Annotated in this window: 21 protein-coding genes; 11 read left to right on the forward strand and 10 right to left on the reverse strand. The window is 64.3% G+C overall.

Translation table 11 applies throughout. The annotated features are described in order from the left end of the window. Window position 1 precedes the first annotated feature (1 nt). Window positions 2–709: a hypothetical protein gene (locus tag ABZV40_RS04960; RefSeq protein WP_355435924.1), complete on the forward strand. Its 708-nt coding sequence runs from the start codon at window positions 2–4 to the stop codon at window positions 707–709. Between the two features lie 23 nt (window positions 710–732). After that, window positions 733–1,338, forward strand: a complete 606-nt coding sequence (locus ABZV40_RS04965; RefSeq protein ID WP_355435927.1) for a hypothetical protein — start codon at window positions 733–735, stop codon at window positions 1,336–1,338. A 90-nt stretch (window positions 1,339–1,428) separates the two neighbouring features. Here ABZV40_RS04965 and ABZV40_RS04970 read toward each other — a convergent pair whose 3' ends face one another. From ABZV40_RS04970 to ABZV40_RS04995, 6 genes are all read right to left on the reverse strand, one after another. Then, window positions 1,429–2,229, reverse strand: coding sequence for a DUF5753 domain-containing protein (locus ABZV40_RS04970; RefSeq protein WP_355435930.1), 801 nt, complete (start codon window positions 2,227–2,229; stop codon window positions 1,429–1,431). Between the two features lie 104 nt (window positions 2,230–2,333). Next, window positions 2,334–3,293 carry a Scr1 family TA system antitoxin-like transcriptional regulator gene (locus ABZV40_RS04975; RefSeq protein WP_355435933.1) on the reverse strand — a complete coding sequence of 320 codons (960 nt, stop codon included), beginning with the start codon at window positions 3,291–3,293 and terminating at the stop codon, window positions 2,334–2,336. Between the two features lie 36 nt (window positions 3,294–3,329). After that, window positions 3,330–3,632 carry a zinc finger protein gene (locus ABZV40_RS04980; protein WP_355435936.1) on the reverse strand — a complete coding sequence of 101 codons (303 nt, stop codon included), beginning with the start codon at window positions 3,630–3,632 and terminating at the stop codon, window positions 3,330–3,332. Window positions 3,633–3,636: 4 nt separating this feature from the next. Beyond that, window positions 3,637–4,092, reverse strand: coding sequence for a hypothetical protein (locus ABZV40_RS04985; RefSeq protein ID WP_355435939.1), 456 nt, complete (start codon window positions 4,090–4,092; stop codon window positions 3,637–3,639). Between the two features lie 2 nt (window positions 4,093–4,094). After that, window positions 4,095–4,424, reverse strand: coding sequence for a hypothetical protein (locus tag ABZV40_RS04990; RefSeq protein WP_355435943.1), 330 nt, complete (start codon window positions 4,422–4,424; stop codon window positions 4,095–4,097). Between the two features lie 17 nt (window positions 4,425–4,441). After that, window positions 4,442–4,759, reverse strand: coding sequence for a hypothetical protein (locus ABZV40_RS04995; RefSeq protein ID WP_355435947.1), 318 nt, complete (start codon window positions 4,757–4,759; stop codon window positions 4,442–4,444). Between the two features lie 226 nt (window positions 4,760–4,985). Here ABZV40_RS04995 and ABZV40_RS05000 point away from each other — a divergent pair, with 226 nt between their 5' ends. The 8 genes from ABZV40_RS05000 to ABZV40_RS05035 all read left to right on the forward strand — a co-directional run bounded on the left by ABZV40_RS05000 (window position 4,986) and on the right by ABZV40_RS05035 (window position 13,605). After that, window positions 4,986–5,843: a helix-turn-helix transcriptional regulator gene (locus tag ABZV40_RS05000; protein ID WP_355435950.1), complete on the forward strand. Its 858-nt coding sequence runs from the start codon at window positions 4,986–4,988 to the stop codon at window positions 5,841–5,843. Beyond that, window positions 5,840–6,037 carry a DUF397 domain-containing protein gene (locus ABZV40_RS05005; RefSeq protein ID WP_355435953.1) on the forward strand — a complete coding sequence of 66 codons (198 nt, stop codon included), beginning with the start codon at window positions 5,840–5,842 and terminating at the stop codon, window positions 6,035–6,037. Before ABZV40_RS05000 ends, ABZV40_RS05005 begins: the two co-directional genes overlap by 4 nt. A gap of 567 nt (window positions 6,038–6,604) precedes the next feature. Then, the gene (locus ABZV40_RS05010; protein WP_355435956.1) at window positions 6,605–8,677 is read left to right on the forward strand and encodes a DUF87 domain-containing protein; all 2,073 of its coding nucleotides are present in this window, start codon (window positions 6,605–6,607) and stop codon (window positions 8,675–8,677) included. Continuing rightward, window positions 8,677–10,077 (forward strand): hypothetical protein, encoded by a 1,401-nt coding sequence (locus ABZV40_RS05015; RefSeq protein ID WP_355435959.1) that lies wholly within the window; start codon window positions 8,677–8,679, stop codon window positions 10,075–10,077. The genes ABZV40_RS05010 and ABZV40_RS05015 overlap by 1 nt, the downstream gene beginning before the upstream one ends. Beyond that, window positions 10,074–11,279, forward strand: coding sequence for a DNA adenine methylase (locus tag ABZV40_RS05020; RefSeq protein WP_355435963.1), 1,206 nt, complete (start codon window positions 10,074–10,076; stop codon window positions 11,277–11,279). The genes ABZV40_RS05015 and ABZV40_RS05020 overlap by 4 nt, the downstream gene beginning before the upstream one ends. Window positions 11,280–11,486: 207 nt before the next feature. Then, window positions 11,487–11,807 carry a hypothetical protein gene (locus ABZV40_RS05025; protein ID WP_355435966.1) on the forward strand — a complete coding sequence of 107 codons (321 nt, stop codon included), beginning with the start codon at window positions 11,487–11,489 and terminating at the stop codon, window positions 11,805–11,807. 173 nt (window positions 11,808–11,980) lie between these two features. Continuing rightward, window positions 11,981–12,535 (forward strand): hypothetical protein, encoded by a 555-nt coding sequence (locus ABZV40_RS05030; RefSeq protein WP_355435968.1) that lies wholly within the window; start codon window positions 11,981–11,983, stop codon window positions 12,533–12,535. Between the two features lie 149 nt (window positions 12,536–12,684). Then, complete coding sequence (locus ABZV40_RS05035) at window positions 12,685–13,605, forward strand: hypothetical protein (RefSeq protein ID WP_355435971.1); 921 nt, start codon at window positions 12,685–12,687, stop codon at window positions 13,603–13,605. Window positions 13,606–13,618: 13 nt separating this feature from the next. Here ABZV40_RS05035 and ABZV40_RS05040 read toward each other — a convergent pair whose 3' ends face one another. The 4 genes from ABZV40_RS05040 to ABZV40_RS05055 all read right to left on the reverse strand — a co-directional run bounded on the left by ABZV40_RS05040 (window position 13,619) and on the right by ABZV40_RS05055 (window position 17,253). Beyond that, window positions 13,619–14,980 (reverse strand): hypothetical protein, encoded by a 1,362-nt coding sequence (locus ABZV40_RS05040; protein WP_355435974.1) that lies wholly within the window; start codon window positions 14,978–14,980, stop codon window positions 13,619–13,621. Window positions 14,981–14,999: 19 nt separating this feature from the next. Then, window positions 15,000–15,566, reverse strand: a complete 567-nt coding sequence (locus ABZV40_RS05045) for a hypothetical protein (RefSeq protein ID WP_355435977.1) — start codon at window positions 15,564–15,566, stop codon at window positions 15,000–15,002. A gap of 63 nt (window positions 15,567–15,629) precedes the next feature. Next, a complete protein-coding gene (locus ABZV40_RS05050) occupies window positions 15,630–16,475 on the reverse strand; it encodes a hypothetical protein (protein ID WP_355435980.1) in 846 nt (281 codons plus the stop codon). 67 nt (window positions 16,476–16,542) lie between these two features. Continuing rightward, window positions 16,543–17,253 (reverse strand): DUF2637 domain-containing protein, encoded by a 711-nt coding sequence (locus tag ABZV40_RS05055; RefSeq protein ID WP_355435983.1) that lies wholly within the window; start codon window positions 17,251–17,253, stop codon window positions 16,543–16,545. A 970-nt stretch (window positions 17,254–18,223) separates the two neighbouring features. Between ABZV40_RS05055 and ABZV40_RS05060 the strand changes: the two genes are divergently transcribed. Next, window positions 18,224–18,622, forward strand: a complete 399-nt coding sequence (locus tag ABZV40_RS05060; RefSeq protein ID WP_355435985.1) for a hypothetical protein — start codon at window positions 18,224–18,226, stop codon at window positions 18,620–18,622. Window positions 18,623–18,632: the final 10 nt, after the last annotated feature.

The raw sequence follows: 18,632 nt of genomic DNA on the forward strand, positions 1-18,632 counted from the left end.
CATGCTGGAAGAACACCTGCGCAACCTGAAGCTGGCCGAGCTGCACCTGCCGCCCATCGCCGCAACCAGGACGTCACCACCCCCTGCGCTTCCGTCCGCACCCGCGGACCAGTACAAGGCGAGCGATCCTTCGCGGTCGTTGTGGGTGGTCGTCGACCCTGACAGAAAGGTGCTGCGGTTCGACGTGAGCAGCAGCTGGCAGACACGGCTGCGTGCCGCCGAGTTCGGCCAGGCGCTGATGACGACCTACCTCGACGCTGTGCGGATCGCCGCCACCGTCGAACGGCAGACGCGGCGCGAGCACCGTGACGAACCCCAACCAGTCAGCTTTCAGAGCTGGTCCCGCATGCCTGACCTGGAGACGTGGCTGGCTCAGGTCCAGGTAGAACAGGCTGCTATCGGCCGGCAACTGCGGGAAGCCAGGGAGAACGCGGACAAGGTGTCGCTCGAGGTGACGACCCTGCGCAGTCCGTATGGCCTGGTGACCCTGCAGATCCGCAACAGGGCGCTGGTCGGCCTGACGGCGAACGCCGCGGCGATCTCTCAGGCGAACATTGGGCAGCTGCAACAAGATTTGTGGGCAGTGTTCGGCGATGCCGGACTTACCTCGGATCGAGGTAGGACACCGGCAAGCCCGTCCAGGCGTCGCCCTCGTGCAGAGGAAGCCGATCCGGAAGAGGACCTGTGGAAGGGGCTGGGGTCGCGGTGAACCGATCCGCTGGGATCGTGGGCGTGGCAGTGCTCGCATTGAGTGCGGCGGCGTGCGCCGGTGGCGACGCGGTAAGCGGCAGACCGGAGGGCATCTCCATCACGTCACCGACCTCCGCCACGTCGCCCGTGCCCGTCCGCGCCAAGTACACGGCGTTGCCGACCTGTCGGCAGGTGACGCAGAGGGTGCCGGGGCTGCCGCCGTTCCGGTCCGGCAACGAGGACCCCTCGGTGTCCGACATGCTGACCGGATGTGAGTTCCAGCGCATCCCGGACTGGCCACGGGTGAACCTGCAGGTGTCGGCCTGGCGAGACGAGAAGAGCGACATCTCGGGCCCTGCCGGTGCAGGCCGCGGCGCGATCAAGGCCCGTGAAGTGTACGACGTGACATCCAAACCAGGCGCTGATCCGGCCGACGACGGTACGGCCGACGAAGTGACGGTGGGCGAGAAGGCGAAGTGGCTGACACCGAAGGACAGGGACAGCTGCATGCTGATGATCCTCGACGTCAACGCCGTGCTGATTCTCGACAACAAACCCGCGGACAAGCCCGCCCCCCGGTCCGAGGAGTGCCGGGGGCCACTGCGTGAACTCGCGAAGTCGTTCTACGACGCGGTCCAGTCGCCGTAAGCGCCAAGAAGGCCCGGCTGAAGGCGTTCCGAGCTGGGATCGCCGCAGCGGCGACCTCGATCGCGACGCGATTCACTGACCGCCGATCGTCTACGCCGGTGGCGGAAACGGCTCAGTCGAACGCGTTTCCGCCGTAAGCGCCTGGTGGCGAGCAGGCTGCAGGGATTCGTAAAGACGGGTAATCAATGCGGTTGACTCGGCTTCGTCCAGGCTCTGCTCCTCGAGAGCGCGAACGACCGTCTCGTAACCGTCGATCGCGTCCCTCGCCTCGTCGAGGAGGCTGGAGTTCTCGGTCTGCACCCACACCAGTGGCTCGTACTTGGTGAAGGTCAGCTGGGTGAACGGCCCGGCGAGTCCGGCGTGCGCGCCGTGTGCCGCGGGCACGATCCGGATCCTGATGTTCGGCCGGTTCGCCATGAACAACAGGTGCAGCAGCTGTCCGGCGTGGACCTCGGCGCCGCCGACCCGCAGGTGCAGCGCGAACTCGTGGAGGAAGTACGTGCACTTCACCTTGCGCCCGACTGATGCCTGCATCGCCAGCTGCGCCCGCACACGCTCCGCCAGCTCGTCGGCCGGCGCAGTAGAGGATGCCCGCAGCACCTCACGCAGGTAATCAGTCGTCTGCAGAAACAGCGGCACCAGGTGCGTATGCCAGCTGACCAGCGACTTCGCCACCTTCAGATGCTCGACGACCGTGCGCAGCCGGATGGGCGAGCACCTGCCGTGCTGCTGCCACCAACCCCGGATATGGGTCTCGCCGTAGAGAGACAACAGGTGGGCGACTTCCTCGGCGTTCACGCGGCAGACACCCAGCAGCACCGCGACCTCAAGCTGGGTGGCGCCGCCCTTGCCGTTCACCACGTCCGAGACCTTGGCCTCGTCCCAGTCCACGATCTGGGCAGCAGCACGCGACGTCAGACCCGCACCCGCGATGGCCGCTCGCAGCCCAGCGCCGAACTCGCGACCACGCGCGGTGGAGAACCGCTTCGGCACGGCTACCTCCCCGCCCGATCGGCAACCAGCTGCAAGTGCCGCTGCTGATCTCCAGAGTCGTTGCACGACAAAGGATCCCGAAGGCGTAGTGACGCGTGGCTGAGCCGACACGCGGACTCCTGTTCGGATCGGAGAACGCCGTCGAGCGCGGCTAGTGCGCGCTCATACGGCCCGCGTTCGGCCGCGAACTCGAGCCAGGTGTCCCCGCCGTGCAGCGTGTGCAGGAGAACGACATCGTCGAACCGCCTCTCGACGAACCGCATCATCGTGAACGACACGCCTTGGCCGAAGTACGGCCCCGCGTCACCGTCCACAACTCGGAACTCGAACCCAGGCAGTTCATTCAGCTCTTCCAAGCGCTCCAGCTGGTCCGCCATCACCCGCGCGCCACCGACGCTGCCGTTGAGCATCGACTCGGGCACGATCAGCCGCACACGCAACCGTCGCGGGCTGCCCGGTCGCGCGGCTTCCGTGGTATCCATTCCCAGGCGTTTGAGAACCTCTTGCTGGAGCGCGAGGTCGAGCTCGGTTGCGGCGGCCCCGGACTCCAAGAGGGCCGCGTGGTAGGAGTCGACGCGCACCAGCTCAGGCAGCACGTCGTCCACCACGATCACCAGTTCGCTCGCCTCGGCCATGACCTCCCACGGGGTCCACGTCAGCCGTGCCCACGCGTCACCGTTGATCCGATCCCACATAGTGGGGTCGACAGCGCGCTGCGCCACGCGAACGCAGAGCTCGACCTCCTCGTCGGACGCGCCGCACGCGGCGCCGATCGCCACGACTTCGAGCGCAGACATGCGCACAACGGCCCTGCAGAGCTGCGACAGCTTGGCGGCCGAGAAGCCGACCAGCTCACCCAGCTCCTTCAGAGACCAACCGCGTTTCGTCCGCCAGCCCAGCACGGTCCGGCTCAACGCCCGGACTTCCAGGCTTGCTCTTCCGGCGACCAGATCCAGCGCCATGTGCCATCAACCCGTTCTTGATCCGTACTTCGAGGTTCACGTCTGGTGGTGTTGGGTCGCCGACGGCCGTTGCGTCAGACCTGTCTGCTGACGCCACTGCCAATCGCAGTGTGGGCACTCGCTCCACAACCCGTCTGGGTACTTCGGCGGCGGCTTCTCCGGAACCACAACCTCAGCGCCGCACAACGTCTCTCCGCAGGAACCAGGAGCCGCCAGCGACCGCGGAATCGCATGTCGCGCGCCGAGGTACGGCAGCCAGCAGAAGGGGCGGGGCGGCGTAAGACCGCTCACCGCGACGACTTTGCGCTCCGGCGGCGTCGTATCCGGTAGGGAGCACATGTGATCACCTCGCTTGGAGGACCGCGTGCACCACGGTCGTGAAGTCAGGAACCGGCGCACCTGGTTCGGTAATCCACCGCAGCCGGTGCGGTCCGAACCGGCTGGGCGGCAGATCGATGCACCGCCCGGCCCGGACGTGATCGACGCCCAGTTCGGTCAGCTCCGGCAGAGCAGGACCGGCGTGCGACACGACGAGGAACACCCAGCGCACCCCGTGGTCGTCAGGCGACTCGAACAGCGGTACCGAGTCCCACAGTGCGGTGCGGACGCGCTGGCCGAGCTTGCTGGGCATGTCCAGCGCATCGACCCCGCGGCCGGACACCAGCCACACACCTGTGCGGTACACGCCGACCGTCCAGCCGTGGTCGTCCTGATAGGACTGTGCGGCGGCCTCGAACTCGGTCTGCGGCCCCTCTCGGACGCCGATGCCGAGACGAGTTGCGTTGTGGGGCACGGACATGGTCACCTCACGATCGCGGGGAGGAGAAGACGGGGAGCCAGCCGCGATATCGGCGGTGGCAGCTCGTCCAAGCCGTCCAGCACGTCGGTGAGCGTGCCCGTCGCCAGCCAGCACGCCCGCGGACGACCGCCAACGACCATCGACTCGGCGAGGAACCGCCCAGCCTGGGCGTCGGTGTCCGACCTGACGCGCAGCACATCGAGCCACTGGCCGTGGCAGAACGAATAGACCAGCTCCACCAGCTCATGCGGTGGATCGGGCGACCGGACCGGATCGAAGGACCAGCCCCGCACCTGGTGCAGATGCCGCAGGCGCCGCATCTGCGTGACCACCTCAAGAGCACAGGCGTTCACAGCTCGGCCCTCGTCAGGGCGTGGCGGCCGTGGCCGGCGGGATGAAACAGAGCGATCTGGGCTTGTAGGAACACCCGGCAAGGCACCCGACGCCGTCGCCACCACCGGCCAGCGCGGCGACACTGGCGGCAAAGTCCGTTCTCATCCGGGGCGTGTCCGCCAAACAGCGCGTCGAAGGCGTCAACGATCAGCGGCAGCTCACTGCGAGCGATGACCAGCACGGCATCGTCGCCGCCGTCCGCGGCCACGTTCTTCACGGTCGCCAGATAACTCATCACCCTGCGGTGCAGCTCGTCGAACACCACGTCCGTCATCCGACCCCCCCTTCCGCCGAGCCCTGGGTGCCCTACTGGGCACTTCTGCTTGGGCCGACGAGACTGCGCGGGCGCTTCACCACCACGCGACGGCCCAAGCCCCGTGCAAGGGGCCAGCAGCCCCGCCGACACATGCAAGATATAACGTGCAGTAGCACGATAGACATAGCACGATCGGGTATAACTCGTGCAACTGCACGACTCGTTCCCGCGCTAGGCTCATTGCATGGCAGCCGCACCAACTCGAGCCAAGAAGCGTCTCGGCCAGCACCTCGCGACCCTCCGCGACGCAGCCGGCAAGTCACTGCTGCAGGCAGCGAAGGAACTCAAGACCTCCGACAGCACCATCAGTCGGTACGAGTCGGGACACGTGCTGCCGAACTGGGCGAGCGTTACCGCCCTGTGCGCGTTCTACGACGCCGGCGAGCAGGACCGCGACACCGCGGCCCAGTTGTGGGAGAACGCGAGCGACGAGCCTCCGCGCGTGCGCCTGCCTGCGGGCTCGACGAAGGCCTTCCGCACGTTCATCCGCGCCGAACTCGAAGCCGACAAGGTGTGCACCGTTCAGTCGTTGGTCGTGCTCGGCCTGATCCAGGTGAAGTCCTACGCTCGCGCCATTGAGGCGGCCGCTCACCGGTTCTACAGGCAGGATGTGCGGCTCGACAGCCACGTCAACACGCGTCTCAACCGGCAGAAAAGGCTGGAAAACGGCGAACTGCAGCTTCACGCGCTGATCGACGAAGCCGTCATCGAGCGCGAGGTGGGCGGTCCAGACGTGATGGAGGAGCAGCTTCACCACCTGCTGACCGTGGGCGCACGAGCGAACGTCACCTTGCAGATCATCCCCAAGACCGCTGGCGCTTACGGCAGTATGTCCGGGCCGTGCACGATCATCAGCTTCCCGAATCCGGTCGATCCGCCGGGCGTCTACCTGGAATACCCGGCCGGAGGCGCATGGGTGGACAATGAAGCTGACGTAGTCCGCTTCACCACCATGTTCGACGACGTGAGCCTCGTTGCGTTGTCGCCCACCGAGACGGCAGCGCGCATCGGCCGACAGATAGGGGCGCTCGGCAGACAATGACCAGCAACTCCATGTGGCGCAAGAGCAGCTACTCGGGAGGAGGCGGCAACGAGTGCGTGGAACTCGCCGTTAGTACCGATGACGTCGGTGTCCGCGACTCCAAGAACCCAGATGCGGAACCGTTGCGGTTCCAGCTCACGGCATTCTGCAGCTTCCTTGACGACCTTAAGGGCAGAACAAGCTACCCGCAGTAGCGACAAGCACTTGATGGGCGGCCCACGGGTCCGCCCATCAAGTACTTCGGCTCAACGTGGCCGCCATACCTACACTGCGCCAGCGGATGAACCGTCCACCCATTGCCGTTGGCTACCACCGCGGACTCGTCCGTGACGCGGCACCAGTTGTCGTTCCTGTCCGTGTTCATGTCATCGCCGAAGCACGAGCAAGAACCTCCGTCGCCAAGTCGAGCGCGGTGTGTGCGCGTCGTGTACACGAAGCGCTGGCCGCTGATCTGATCACCGTCGACTCACGCTTCGTCGCTGGGGGATGTTGCCGGGCTCCTGGCGAACGAGTTCGGGAAATCTACTTGTCAGACAGCTAAGTGTGCTTGGCTGATCGACGGCCGACACTGGACGATCATGGTAAATTGAGGCGTAACGGATCTACCGTCTGATGCGATTGATGATATGGCGCGCCAAAGATGCTGGTCAATGGATGCGCAGGGATCGCGCTAGTCCATTCAGGCGTAGTCGGGCCGATGCTGTAGATCTTGTTGACAAGCTGTGCAAGGCTCGCGCCCGCGGTGTGTTGAGAGGGTGGGAATGACGGAATTCATCCCTGGCGTCGGCGCTGGGTCACTGCTGCGGTCGGAGCTGCTTGCTGACGGTCGGTCGACGCGCATCGGCGCGATCCACCAGATCGACTACGGCCAGGCGGTCGTGCTTACTCATGACCGCTGGAAATTCGACGCCGGTGGGATTCCTCAGTTCTCGTTTCTGCTGGCGACCGCCCAGGATGTCTATGAACCTCACGTCGATGACGATGAGGTACTACTCCTTCGCGTCGAAGGAACAGCTCCGCTGTCGCTAGAGCGCGACTTGCACGCCGTGCGTGAGGAGTCGCTGCGTGCCGCCCTTTCGAACAACCAAGACCCGTCGCCATCCGTAGTGCTCGATGCGGAGCTTGACCCATTCACTAAAAACCGAGTGTCGTTCACCGGCGTGCGCTGCAAGATCCTCGGCACGTTCTACGAGGACGACGTGGACGGGCAGAAGGTGCTTGAATTCGGTGCCGATGTGGACAATTTCTACGCCACGTCTACGTACCGCGTCCTGAAGCCTATCGGTGATGGCCTCGCGACGATCGCCTCCTACCTCAAGCCGACGGGACGTGCCGTCGAACGTGTGCGCATCGGCGCGGTCAGGTACTCCGCCACACGGCGGCGGGCCAAAACATCCAAGCAAGCCGACGCCTCGGTTGAAGTCAACATCCGCGACTTCATCGGTAACAAGACCGCTCTGCTCGGTATGACTCGGATGGGCAAGTCGAACACGGCAAAAATTATCATCGCACGGACTTTCACGATCTCTGAACGGCAGCGCGCCGCAGGTGGACGCCCAATCGGGCAGTTGATCTTCGACCCTCAGGGTGAATACGCAAACCCGAACACCCAGGACGGCACCGAGATTGCGGCGATCGGCGCAAACCACGTCCGCATCTTCAAGTTCGGCGCCGACGGTACGCAGCCACACGTGAAGCCCCTCAACATCAACTTCTTCTCAGAGAATCAGATAGACGCCGTTCAGGGGTTAATCTCCGACGCCCTCAGCGGTGATGAGTCCGGATACATCAAGGACTTCGCTGGCGCGTCCTACGCCGACGTTCCGGGCGACTACTCCGCAACCATCCACGCACAGCGGGCCCGGCTCGTGCTTTACGGAGCTCTCATGCGTGCAGGGTTTGCAGTACCAGCCAACTACCGCGTGCGCATCAACATCGCGGGCTCGTTCCAACAGAAGATCATCAACGGTGTCTCGGGGGCCACGGCGGTAACCGGACTCGGCGGCAACCCGTTCAGGCAGACAGGAAGCAAGCCGAATCTTGTAGCTGTGGCCGCGGCAGACGTAGAGCGCGTCGTCGACAAGATCGTGGAGTTGTCCGAAGCCGGAGATGCTGAGGCGAAGGATTTCGCGAAAGATGTTCGATGGAAGAGCGTCGAACCGATCTTCACGACTCGTAGCGGAAAGCAGCGCGTCCGAGGCTGGCGCAACCTGAATCCCCTGCGTCCGTTTCACAGCCCTGCCACCCAGAACGACCCTGCTACCGAGATCTACGGTGAGCTGGTCCAAGGGCGCATTGTGATCGTCGATCTCCACGTTGGTGCCGAGTCTGTGACCAAGGCCCTCAGCGAGTCGATTACGAGGCGCCTTCTTTCCAGGCAGACCGAGGTGTTCACTTCGGGCCATGAGCCGCCGCACATCCAGGTAATGCTCGAGGAGGCACACAACCTGTTCTCGTCTGACCGGTACAAGGACGACCTCGATGTCTGGGTCAAGCTTGCCAAGGAAGCCAGCAAACTCAACCTCGGCATGACCTACGCGACACAGGAAGTCTCCGGCGTGGCGCACCAGGTCAAGGCGAACACTGCCAACTGGGTGGTCGCCCACTTGAACAACACGACAGAAGTCCGCGAGCTGGCGAAATTCTACGATTTCGGATCGTTCTCAGATGCGATCATCGCTTCGGAGGACCGCGGGTACGTGCGGCTCAAGACCCTGTCGTCGCCGTACATCGTCCCCGTTCAGATCGACCGCTACGACATCGCGCTCGTCAACGAAGCGCGAAATGCGGCGGGAGAGCCGCCGTTGGCGGCGGCACAGGGGACGGCACCCTGATGCCCTACGAGACTGTCGGTGGGGCGCACGAGATCGCATCGCGACTGGGGCATTCCGCGGCCGCAGTGAAGGCGATCGCTGACCAGCGCACGTTCCACGTTCCGGCTGAGGCGATCCAGGACGTCGAGGCGATCAGGAAGCAAATCCGTCCGCGGGGCGACTTCGCTGGCCCATCCGCGTCTGAGCGGCTGACTGCAGCGCTGGCCATCGATGGCTCGCACATCGTGGAGCCCATCCGCGACGGCCTGCCGTCGGTCGTGTACGGATTCGCGCAGGCTGCTGCGGCGTACGTGGATCTCGGCGTACTTGAGTCGCAGCGTGCAGAACGGTTCGTGGACCCGTACAAGATCGAGCGCGCGGTCAACACAGCGCTCGTCACGCTAGACCTGCCCGTCGCTGGCGCGTATACGCGCCCTGGTGTCGACATCGTGACCTCATGGCGCGAGGCGATCAACGAGCTGTTCCGGCAGAAGAAGATCGACGTCAATCGTCTCGACCAACCGTTGCTCGACCTACTCTTCCTCCTCCACGGCGCACCAGGCGCGCCGGCGAGTACCGTGCCGGTCAACTGCCCGACGCCCGATTGCGTCAAGGATGCTCCTGTGCCGCAGGGCGGCGTTGACTGCGCTGTTTGCGGCGTGCGGCTGTTTCCGACCGATGTGCTTCGCATCCATGAGGAGGTCGGAGAGGAAGGCTCGAACCAGTCCGCTCTCGGGCGGCTGATGTCCGTTATCGAACTGCTGGTGCTTGTGGGGCTGGCAACGCTCCTGTGGGAGCAGTCGCGTCACAAGGCACTGCTCACGACCTTGTTCATCGTGGATGGTCCACTCGCGGTGTTCGGCACGCCGGCGAAGCTGCGCGGGCGAGCTCTGGAGTACTTCCAGGCGATGGGCAGCTCCGCTCCGGGCATCGCGCCGTACGTCTGCGGTATTGAGAAGTCGGGCGCTCTGGTTGACTACGCGCGCCAACTGGCTCGTCACGACATCCTGGAACCAGGCGACCTGCTGGTCTGCGACGAGTCGGTCATCGCCCGTGTCGTCAACGCCAACAACGCTCTTGCGTACGGCAAGGAGACTTACTGGGGGCGCAAGTTCGTGTACCGCGCACTCGATGGGCGCGTTGTTGTTCCGACCGTGCCGCCACCGACCGGCGCACCGTACAGTGCCAGCGGTGGCAAAGCCGACCCCGCGGACTACCCGACGCTCCCTGCGATCCTCGACGTGATCGACCGCACCGGCTCTTCGATGTATGTCGACGGCATCATCCCGGTGGCGGCCGCGCACGGAAAGGCCGCGTTCCCGATCGGCGTGGGTACGGATGTACTCCGCCTCGTGGCTACCAAGCGTCTCGGGCTCGACTCATCTGGTGGGCAAACGGGTCCGGTACGGTCTGCCTCATGATCCGGAATGTGGATGCACCAACGGTCGCGCACGTACGCGCTGCTTCTGCTGCGACGTCCACAATTCCGACGCACATCCTTGACGACGCCCGTCAACTCGTATCGCCGCTCGGTTCCATCGATCATGCTCTGACGACCAGTAGGTATCAGTCGCCGTTGCGCTATCCAGGAGCAAAGTCCTCCCTCGCCCCGGTGATCGCCCGGATCTTGGATGCAGCCAAAGCCTCGCGCACCGTTCCCGAGATCAACTTGCTGGTTGAGCCGTTCGCTGGCGGGGCATCGGCCTCCTTGCGACTCGTCGGCCAGGGGATCGTTGATCGGGTGCTGCTCGCCGACGTTGATCCGCTGGTGACCGCATTTTGGCAGGTCGCGGCAGCTGACACTGAGGCGCTCATCGACCGCATGCATGACGAGTGGACAAGGTACGTTAAGCCAGGTGGGGCCACCGGGGTCCAGCGGTGGGACTACTGGCGTTCCTGGATGCCCGCGGCGAACGCAAAGCCGACCATGATTCGACTCGGTTTGGCGATGCAGTGCTTGTTCCTCAATCGCACGACGTTCTCGGGAATCTTGCACGGTAAGGCGGGTCCGATCGGCGGACGCAAGCAGGAAAGCCCCTATGGTATCGGATGTCGATGGAATCCGGAATCCATAGCGGAGCGGCTTCGGTACGTTGGTCATTTGTATGGAACCGGTCGACTTGTCGATGTCTGGCGCAAGGACTGGAGACAGACCCTCGCGGATGTACCGGAGTATTATCCTCACTTGATTCCGTCTCGCGTCGTCGCCTACCTCGATCCGCCATATATCGAGAAGGCCTCGCATCTGTACCGCGCTTCCTTCGATCCGCGTGGCGGGTATGGCGGGGATGAAGTCGGGAAGTCGAAGCCGAACGATCACATGCTCCACATGCAACTCGCCGAATACCTACGCACCAAGGCGCAATTCCGCTGGTTGCTCAGCTACGACAACAATCCGTTGCTGACGGGCAGCCCGTGGCTCTATGCACAGGCTCGGATGACGCCGAGTGCGGAGGACCGGGAGACACTCGGCGTGCGCTCCTGGGCGATGACGAAACGCCTAGTGACGATGCGATACACGGCCAGTGGCAAGACTGGAAAGCGGTCCGCTGATGAACTCCTCATCACAACGCTCCCACCGTCCACCGTTCCTGTGGATGACCAGCTGCGCGAGCTGGCCTAATCAGGTCCCGCCGAATATACTTCGACAGCAGCGGAAGGCTGACTTCAGACGGCATGTAATCCCGCTGCGGTGAGTCGGCTTGCTGCGTAAGTCGTTTCGCCTCAGCAGTTCCTGCCGTGCTGAACCGTGCTTGGGACCAGCGCACGCCACTCGCGTGCACAGAAGCTTTTTGTGACACCAAGGCGACCTAGCCGCTACTCTCGTGACATGGCAGTCCACCGAGATGAAGCGCACTTTGAGGATGCATGCCAGCTCAAGGCCGCAGTCGCCACTACCGGGGAGATGGGCGGCGATGCCGGACATGGAGGATGGACAGAGGTCACTCTGGCGAACTCCAAGGGCAACTGCGGTATCGACGTCGACACCGGCACGGGCCCAACGGTAGAAGTTGATCAGGTCACCATTCGCGTGCACGGGGATGCTGAGATGGTGGTGCTTGCCAACGCGCTTGAGTGGGCGGGTCGGCGATTGCGCGAATTCGCTGGAGAGCGCGCCGAACCGTTGGACGCTGAACCGGATGCCATTTGAGGTGCGGAGGAGCCTTCCGCATAGTAAACGACAAGATCAGCATCTTGGCGATGTATCGGTAGCGGCCGCTAGGTGTAGATTGCAGATTGAGTGCGCTGGATCGATTGGAGCGCGGTCTGGCTTGATCAAGTATCAAACTGCTGTTCGGTTCCTAACATCGGTATGGTGATCACATGAGCGATCGCGACCAGCGTCGGCGTCATGCCCCTGCCTCCCAGTGTTCCGACTGCGGCAAGTGGTCCGTTAAGGGACACCTTGAGCATGCGCCAACATGCCCAGTTGTCCGCGGCATCGACAACCAGATGATCGAAGATCATGAGTGGTTCGCGGCCCGTCCCGGTCTTGAGCACCGTTGCCGCGTGGTGACGTCAGCAGAGCGCATGGAGTTCGGAGACATCGTCGGTGGCTCACTTCCGGTTGGGACGATCATCCATGTCCAACAGCTTGAGCCAGGCGTCCGCACCCGCGCGGTATACGTGCCAGGTGAAGAACCGATCGAATCAGGGACGGTCGGAGTGTTCGGGCATCCGCAGACCTTTGACTACTTGGTAAGCCAGGGGCGTCCGTTGCCAGCAACCAAGACAGCGGCGCTTCCGAACGGGCTCGAAGTTCGGGTCTTCAGCTTGCCTGTCGATGTCGCCGCGTCGACGTTTGCCACGTCCGACGTAGAGGGAGTGGTTGTGGTACCACCAGGCATTGGCATGCCGGTGCCGTTCCCTGCAGGCTAGCGGTGTTGCCAGGCAGGTCTTGAGCGCGCTCCCAGTGGTAGTAAACCTTGCCGCTGTGCGAGAGCTACGTGCGTTCATCTCCTGGCGTGGCAATAGCCCCACTACGATCTGGGCGTTCAGCCACAGGAAGTCGACGAGGTCCACGGACGATGATCCAGATCGGTGACGAGCAGATCTATCGGCAACGCGACCACGATCCCTCGCAGCGCGTGCGTATCGTCGCCATCGACACGTCGAAGCGGAACCCGCGGTACGAGATCGAATTCATGGACGGCGAAACCGCTGGGAAGAAGGCGAACGTCCCAGAACGGCGCCTGCGCGGGCCGTGGTCCGATGTGCGTCGGTACGACGAGATGATGGCGAACTGGCATCGCGTCTGCGGGTTCGAGCTGACCGAGATCGAAGGGTCAGCTGTGGAATACATCTTCGAAATGTTGATCGCAGAGGAGATCGTCAACCTTGACTGGTCCGATCGGACAGCCGAGATCATCGATCCGGTGAAGCTCGAACCGCTGATCGGTGTCCCAGTCGCGCAGCTGGTCGATCGGGTCGAGTCGCTGACGAACTCCGACGGGCACGACGTGGTGTCACCAGAGGGAAGCCTCTTGATCGCCGAGTTCGCGTGTCAGGTCAATCCCGCACCGGTGCTGGACTTCGTGCTGGAGGACGAGCGCGAGTACCGCGAGAAGACGAAACGCGGCGAGACCTACACCAATCATCGAGGCGAGGAGCGGACCTCGGATCCGGAGTGGGAGTACAGCTGGTACCTCGAACGCAGGCGCCCACTGCACGAACTGTTGCGTTCCTGGTGCGGTCATCGCGCTGTGACCATGCAGGAACGGCTGGGCGCGGCGGAAGCGGAAGTCCGCCGCTTGGACCTGCTCGTTACACGCCTGGTCGACCAGCTGCGAGAGAACGGGCACAGCATCTTCGCCGACGTGATCGCGAGCGTGCACGAGGAAGAACGGATCACCCCTGCGAACTATCGTCCCGTCGTCGACCGTCCGCTGAAGCCATCGGAGATCCCCGTCCAGTACATCGAGGTGCGGCGTCGTCGCTGGTGGAGCTAGGGCTGCTCACGACTCAGAGATCCGTGAACGCCTGCAGGTCGCTCTCCGAAGGCGCAGCGATGTCGGCGGGCGGAACGGCCTGATCTGGGAACGGATCCAGAGCGTCGGCGACCTCAGCGATCCTCTCCGCCCACGCGTGTGCCCGTTCCTCACCATCCGTACCGAGCGCCGAGGCATGGCGACGGACCTCAGCGGCGTAGTCCCGCATCTGTTTGGCCTCCCGCCACCTCCTGGCCTGATCACGAGCCTCCTCGTCGATCATGTGTTCCCGGTACGCCACCACCGCACGGGCACGCGCGGCGTCCAATCGCCTCTGACGCTCAACCCGTGCCTGCTGGGCTTGGCGCTGTCGCTCCTGTTCCTGTTCACGCAAGTCGGTGAGGTATCCGTGACGGAGGCGGATTTCTTCCAGCATCTGTGCAAGATCGTCCTCCAAGCGGTGGTCGCTGGTGTCCTTCCACTTGCCCGCCCAGAACTGTGCGCCAGGCCCTTCCAGGACGACGCCGAGGTGCTCGTCCGGGATCTCATCGAAGTCCGGGAACAGGTAGCCACGGCGTGCTCTGGCGAGTTCCTGTTCCGTCGGTTCGTGAGGACGTTGCAAGGTAGCCTGGGTAAAGCGCAGCTGGAACGCGTCTTGGCCGATGCGGAAGGTGACCTCGTCCTGGGTGCGCCCGCCGGCTCCATATCCGCGGCGCGCCTGATGCCCGGTATCGACCGTCATTCCCGCTTCTCGAGCGCCAGCCACCAGCGCCTCCAGCAACCGGAAAGCCCGATCTCGAGGCTCGCCGGCGACGGGGAAGTTGTCGCTCGCCATCATGGTGCGCACGACATCACTGGGGTTCGACAACTCGTGCGAGACGTGCAACGGGTCCAGCACTTTGGTCTGCCAGTCGGGTACTGGCTCCAGAGTCAGCGTCACCATGAAGCCGCCGGATTCCCGTGAGTGTCCGAAGGAGATGAGGAACCCTTCCGGGATCCGGTCGAGGTTCTTCGCCATCCCGGCGAGCCTTCGGTACCTACCAGCCTCGGAGTGCGGTACGACGATGCGGCGATCGGGCGCTTCCGCGAGCGACGTCATCAGCTGGTCGACCGGCCCGTGCTTCCGTGCCTTGACAGGGCGATCGTTTGTCGGACGGCTGCTTTCCACGCGGACGTCGGCTGGCGGGTGCTCGCCGTGTTCGAGGAAGTGGTTGCCCTCGTCGGTCATTCGTGCCGTCCACGACGGTCCGTTGCCCTTCACCACGATCAGGCCGCGGTTGTGCAGCGCACGAGCGACCAGGCGGTGAGCTGTTCCCTCGTAGACGCCGTCTGCGCACCCGCCGCTGACCCACCTGAGAACAGCCAGCTGCTTCGCGTTCAGCGCCGCGTTCCGCACCATTCGCTCCCTTCCTGGTTCAGAGCTCTCGGATGCGTTCTTTGACGAGACGTCGAGCGTCCTGCCACGCTGCGCGTTCGGCGGCAACAACTTCAGGAGGCCGGGAGTAGGCGCGGGCGGTTTCGTCCGGCGGGTCAGCGGGCACGTTCTGTTCGAACCAGACGCGCAAGAAGGGGCGGGCGGCCTTGCGTAGCCGCTCGGCTTCGGCTTCCTTCCCCGCCCGCCGTAGCTGGTTGAGCTTGTTCGCAACCTCGCCGACGAATGCCGAGCTCGCCCAGTTCTCAGCAAGCGAACGGGCTGTGGGCGCGGTTGCCTCAGCGATGAGGCGGTCGACGTCGTTGCGGCTCAACAAGCCCCGACTGTCGGAGAGCGCTTGAGCTGAGACACCGCGGTTACGAAGGTGCCACACCACAACGAGCAACTCACCCCAAAGGGCGTAGAAGGCCGCCTGGGAACGGAAACGGCTGTCGGCTACCTGAACCGGGTGGTTGAGCACAGCCTCGGCCGAGGCGATCGGATCGGCCGCACGAGTGGTCGAGCAGTAGGCATTCCCCAGCTCGTGGTACCTGTTGAACAGGTCGTTCACCTGCGGATCGGTACGCCAGCCTAACTTTGTCATCTGTCTTGAGCCCCTGTCCGACACACGCCGCTACCTGATGTTCGCCAACGCCTCGATCACGGCTTCCCACCGCTCGAACGGCAACCGATGTGGAGCATGCACCAGCTGCTGTGCTTCTACGTCGTCCAGTTCGAGCTTCTCGGCGACCTGCTCAGCCAGCGCCACCCAGCGCGTGCCACCCCACCAGTCCGAGCAAACTCGGCCAGCCCAGCCCACATACGTAGCAGCGGTCATACCGTTCGCGACCGCATTCGATATGCGATCCGCGATGCGGTGTTCGATCGAGCGCCACGCCGGTCCGAGAGCATCGCGCACGCTGGTCTCCGGCAGGACTTCGCGGTCACCATCGGTCATCACACGTCGAACGCCTTCAAAGTCGATTGCGTTCGCCCTGACGTCAATCAGGTGAGCGATATCGCGTGTGGTGATCATGCTCATCCAGGCCATCTCGGCGTCGCTGAAGTAGTAGTGCCACGGCTCCAAGACGTCGCGCCAACACTCGACAACGATTCCGGCTGCGCTACGGGCGTTCAGCAGCTCGTGCGATGTACTGCTCTTGCTCAGCTGGGCTTTGACCGCAGCGTCGGCGCTGCTGACGAACTCGCTCAGCACCTCGCGCGCATCATCACGATCAGCACGCAGAGCGGGAGATTCGCCACGGACCAGTGCCTCGACAAACTCGCGCACTCCGTCGAAGGCATCTTGCGCGTGTTGCGCCTTGCTCTGTTCGACTTCGCGCGCGTACTTGATCATGTCGCTGGACGCGCCCGTTTCCTGCAGCCAGCGACGTCGTCCCCATGCATACGCGCGAAGATCCGAACAGATCGCGTAGTCATCGATCATGTCGATCAACTGTGCCGCCTGCTCTGGTGTCATGGATTGATCCATACACGACCGTGGCGAGCTTGTCCCACGGGACTCGCACGCCGCCGACTCCGCATTCTCAAGATCGATGCATCGTTGTGTCACAGTTCGACGTGCCTTGCTGGCGAAGCTGAGTAGCCGTGGAGCTGATTCGGCCCTTCTCGTGCCACTGACGCAATACCCGGCGACCATAGTTGTTGGTTCCCGCTGCTCGATCCAATTCCGCGCCAGATGGCATACGGCCGCGTGCGACCTGCGCATGGAAGTACGTCCACATCCGCTGCTCGGCGGTCTGTTCTGCTGACGGTAGGGAGTCGTCCGAGACCGCCGCGAGACGTATCACGCCGCCGTCCTCGTCACTGTTCGCGTTGCTCTCGGTTCCGGTCTCGTTCACACTCTCGGCGCGTCGGCGTTTCAGCGCATGGTTGAGCAGCTCGACCGCGAGGAGAAGTGCCAGCGGCGGGCACGCCGCGACCGCTACGGCGAACACGCTCAACTCCGGAGCAGCGGCTACGTTGGCGCAAAGCGAGAGCACGATGCCGAACACGAACGCCAGCCAAGCCTTCCAGCGCCCGCCGCCGCGACCGGTCTTCCACAGCTCCACCGTCGCCGTGGTCAACAAGCCATCCACGATCAGCGGCCAGATCGCCGCGGTTGTCTCGTCCGCGCCGAAGCGGAGCGCGAACTCACGCCCGTGCCGGTACGAGGCGTACGCCGCGCCGAGCGCGACCAGAGCCGTGCATGCGCATTGCACCCACAACGAGCGATCGCGACCGGCGGTGGTGGTCATCGCGCACCACCTACTCCGTGCCCAGCCTCGATCGCTGCCCTGGCTGACTCGGCACACTGCCCGACGCAGGCGTGGACCTGGGAGCCGGTCACCGAGCACCCAACGGGCACCGACGCAGCCACGACCTGTAGGTAGTTCGCTCCGCACACTGGGCAGGCCAGACCGTCAGCTTGCAGGTTTGTCAGGCCATGAATGATCTCGTTCGGGCTCATCACGCATCACCGCCAGCGCGGCGGCGGCGGCCACGTGGGACCTCCACGGTGGCGGAAACCTGCAGTTCACGGCGGGTGCGCGAGCGTGTAGATGTTGTACGAGGCGCGCCGGGGGCATCGTTCGACCGGGCGGTCTCTGTTCGCGGAAAGCGCGAACCGGAGGCCGCCCGAGTGTTTTCTGGGGGCCGAGCCCCCAGACCCCCAGCCGGGGCTGCGCCCCGGGCCCCCAGGTCTCGCTTCGCTCGACCTCGTCAGCGTCGAGCATCCACTTCGGAATCAACGGTTCCCTGTGCGGGTTCGCCCTGCAGAGTCCACATCGCCTGGTGACACTGCACATCGGCAACGGAGCGCTGGTCGGCCTGACGGCAAACGCCGCGGCGGTCTCTCTGGCGAACGTCGGGCGGCTGCAGCGGGATCTGCGGGAGGTGTTCAACGATGCCGGGCTCACCTCGGGTCGTGGTAGGACATCGGCGAGTCCGTCCAGGAGTCGGCCTCGTGCCGAGGAAACAGGATCTGCGGAAGGCGCTGGGGGCGCGGTGAATCGAGCTGCTGGAATCCTGGGCCTGACGGTGCTCGCGTTGAGTGCGGCGTGCAACGGTGGCGACCCGTTGAGTGGCGGGCCGGAGGGCATCTCCATCACGCCACCGGCATCGCCTGCGCCCGTCCGCGCCAAGTACACGGCGTTGCCGACCTGTCGGCAGGTGACGCAGAGGGTGCCGGGGCTGCCGCCGTTCCGGTCCGGCAACGAGGACCCCTCGGTGTCCGACATGCTGACCGGATGTGAGTTCCAGCGCATCCCGGACTGGCCACGGGTGAACCTGCAGGTGTCGGCCTGGCGAGACGAGAAGAGCGACATCTCGGGCCCTGCCGGTGCAGGCCGCGGCGCGATCAAGGCCCGTGAAGTGTACGACGTGACATCCAAACCAGGCGCTGATCCGGCCGACGACGGTACGGCCGACGAAGTGACGGTGGGCGAGAAGGCGAAGTGGCTGACACCGAAGGACAGGGACAGCTGCATGCTGATGATCCTCGACGCGAACGCCGTGCTGATTCTCGAGAACAAACCTGCGGACAAGCCCGCGCCGAGGTCGCAGGAGTGCCGGGGGCCGCTGCGTGAACTCGCGAAGTCGTTCTACGACGCGGTCCAGACACCATGAGCATGGAGAA

It is taken from the genome of Lentzea sp. NPDC004782, assembly GCF_040609115.1.
Taxonomy (GTDB): domain Bacteria; phylum Actinomycetota; class Actinomycetes; order Mycobacteriales; family Pseudonocardiaceae; genus Lentzea.

Bases quoted from the DNA above. Each gene is read 5' to 3' on its own strand.
- ABZV40_RS04980 (WP_355435936.1), bottom strand. From the start codon at position 3,632: ATGTGCTCCCTACCGGATACGACGCCGCCGGAGCGCAAAGTCGTCGCG.
- ABZV40_RS05020 (WP_355435963.1), top strand. From the start codon at position 10,074: ATGATCCGGAATGTGGATGCACCAACGGTCGCGCACGTACGCGCTGCT.
- ABZV40_RS04960 (WP_355435924.1), top strand. From the start codon at position 2: ATGCTGGAAGAACACCTGCGCAACCTGAAGCTGGCCGAGCTGCACCTG.
- ABZV40_RS04975 (WP_355435933.1), bottom strand. From the start codon at position 3,293: ATGGCGCTGGATCTGGTCGCCGGAAGAGCAAGCCTGGAAGTCCGGGCG.
- ABZV40_RS05050 (WP_355435980.1), bottom strand. From the start codon at position 16,475: ATGACACCAGAGCAGGCGGCACAGTTGATCGACATGATCGATGACTAC.
- ABZV40_RS05010 (WP_355435956.1), top strand. From the start codon at position 6,605: ATGACGGAATTCATCCCTGGCGTCGGCGCTGGGTCACTGCTGCGGTCG.
- ABZV40_RS05055 (WP_355435983.1), bottom strand. From the start codon at position 17,253: ATGACCACCACCGCCGGTCGCGATCGCTCGTTGTGGGTGCAATGCGCA.
- ABZV40_RS05015 (WP_355435959.1), top strand. From the start codon at position 8,677: ATGCCCTACGAGACTGTCGGTGGGGCGCACGAGATCGCATCGCGACTG.
- ABZV40_RS05035 (WP_355435971.1), top strand. From the start codon at position 12,685: ATGATCCAGATCGGTGACGAGCAGATCTATCGGCAACGCGACCACGAT.
- ABZV40_RS04985 (WP_355435939.1), bottom strand. From the start codon at position 4,092: ATGTCCGTGCCCCACAACGCAACTCGTCTCGGCATCGGCGTCCGAGAG.
- ABZV40_RS05000 (WP_355435950.1), top strand. From the start codon at position 4,986: ATGGCAGCCGCACCAACTCGAGCCAAGAAGCGTCTCGGCCAGCACCTC.
- ABZV40_RS05030 (WP_355435968.1), top strand. From the start codon at position 11,981: ATGAGCGATCGCGACCAGCGTCGGCGTCATGCCCCTGCCTCCCAGTGT.
- ABZV40_RS05025 (WP_355435966.1), top strand. From the start codon at position 11,487: ATGGCAGTCCACCGAGATGAAGCGCACTTTGAGGATGCATGCCAGCTC.
- ABZV40_RS04995 (WP_355435947.1), bottom strand. From the start codon at position 4,759: ATGACGGACGTGGTGTTCGACGAGCTGCACCGCAGGGTGATGAGTTAT.
- ABZV40_RS05005 (WP_355435953.1), top strand. From the start codon at position 5,840: ATGACCAGCAACTCCATGTGGCGCAAGAGCAGCTACTCGGGAGGAGGC.